This window comes from Moraxella sp. 179-F 1C4 NHS, from assembly GCF_045370505.1.
Lineage (GTDB): Bacteria > Pseudomonadota > Gammaproteobacteria > Pseudomonadales > Moraxellaceae > Faucicola > Faucicola tetraodonis.
Genome location: NZ_JBIQEC010000065.1, coordinates 1 through 1172, shown reverse-complemented (window position 1 = coordinate 1172; position 1172 = coordinate 1). Strand labels below are relative to the sequence as shown.

The following is a 1172-nucleotide window of genomic DNA, read 5'->3' as shown; positions in this document are numbered from 1 at the left end:
AAATACGCATACGGGTCAAGACCATTCAATCTTGCAGATTGAATGAGCGACATAACAATCGCCGCCCGCTGACCACTTTCAAGCGACCCTGCAAACAACCATTTCTTACGCCCGAGTGCCCAAGGACGCATCTGATTCTCCGCCCAATTATTATGGGCAGACTGCCATCATCTACATAGCGAATTAACGCTGTCCAACGTTTTAGGCAATACTCAATCGCTTTGGTAATAGCAGCATTCTTTGTAGGGGTCAACACAGAAAATTGTTAAGTTGTCTACAAAACGTCGGTTTTTTGGACACTTCCATTTAGGCGAAAAAACAGAGGCAAATCGCCTCTATTTTTGTAAATTAACTTGTCTATTAAATAGCGTCTAACAAACCCACTCATCTAGCTTTAAAACAAAAACTTGGGTCAGATGATATCAATTAATGAACGATACCGTGCTAAATCAGTCAATAGAGCCTTTTTCAGAATCTGTGTAACTGCACTTAGGATTAAAGAAAAGGTTCAACTCTGTCACCGAATTCAATCGTAAACCGATTCAAAGCAGAAGTCCAGTCACGGATTGGCATCGTCCATTTTTTAGATGCATTGAGCATTGCTAAATACACCACTTTTTTCGCTGAATCAAACGCGGGTTTGATGCTTCTTGACGAGCTGTGGTTCAAAACTGCTGTCCCTATCTCGTGGGGTGTCAATTTGGATGTCACCGAGTTCTGTGCTAACGGTTTTACGCATTTTACCGTTGCGTTTGTTGGGTTGTTCGGATTTGTGATGTTTGTCGTAGCCCAGATGCTTACTCATTTCGGCTTCTAAGCTGTTATTGATGAATGGCTGTAACATGAGTTTGTGCATGGATTTGAAGTCGTTCATGCTTTTTAGTTGGCTAGCCATTTGCGTGGCTAGTTGGTTTAGTTCTTGGTCTTGCATTGCTTATTCTTCTGTTAGGGGATTATAAGCAGTTTATAATACTCCCAGAAAACTGGACCAAAAAATCATAGCAAATAAGATAGAATAGCCCTTAAGCAAAGAGGTCTATCTAATGACAAAAGTTCGTAAACGTCACAATGCTGAATTTAAAAGCAAAGTTGCCATTGAAGCTATTAAAGAGCAAAAGACAATCAACGAATTAACCGCAGAATATGGCGTACATGCCACCCAAATCAGCAAC

At 40.8% G+C, this 1172-nt stretch carries 2 protein-coding genes and 2 pseudogenes; 1 reads left to right on the top strand and 3 read right to left on the bottom strand.

Annotation, left to right across the window (positions count from 1 at the left end; translation table 11 throughout):
• The 3 genes and pseudogenes from ACH0AB_RS11830 to ACH0AB_RS11820 form a co-directional block, all read right to left on the bottom strand.
• Positions 1–226: pseudogene (locus ACH0AB_RS11830) on the bottom strand (IS66 family transposase); the annotation flags it as partial.
• Between the two features lie 269 nt (positions 227–495).
• Positions 496–633, bottom strand: a pseudogene (locus ACH0AB_RS11825) (IS256 family transposase); the annotation flags it as partial.
• Complete coding sequence (locus ACH0AB_RS11820; RefSeq protein WP_406878263.1) at positions 629–874, bottom strand: transposase; 246 nt, start codon at positions 872–874, stop codon at positions 629–631. The pseudogene ACH0AB_RS11825 and the gene ACH0AB_RS11820, both read right to left, overlap by 5 nt.
• Before the next feature lie 169 nt (positions 875–1043).
• Between ACH0AB_RS11820 and ACH0AB_RS11815 the strand changes: the two genes are divergently transcribed.
• Positions 1044–1172, top strand: a 129-nt coding sequence (locus ACH0AB_RS11815) for a transposase (RefSeq protein ID WP_406878262.1), incomplete at its 3' end; no start/stop codon positions are given.

Excerpts from the sequence above, each read along its gene's own strand:
- ACH0AB_RS11820 (WP_406878263.1), bottom strand. The coding sequence starts at position 874 with ATGAACGACTTCAAATCCATGCACAAACTCATGTTACAGCCATTCATC.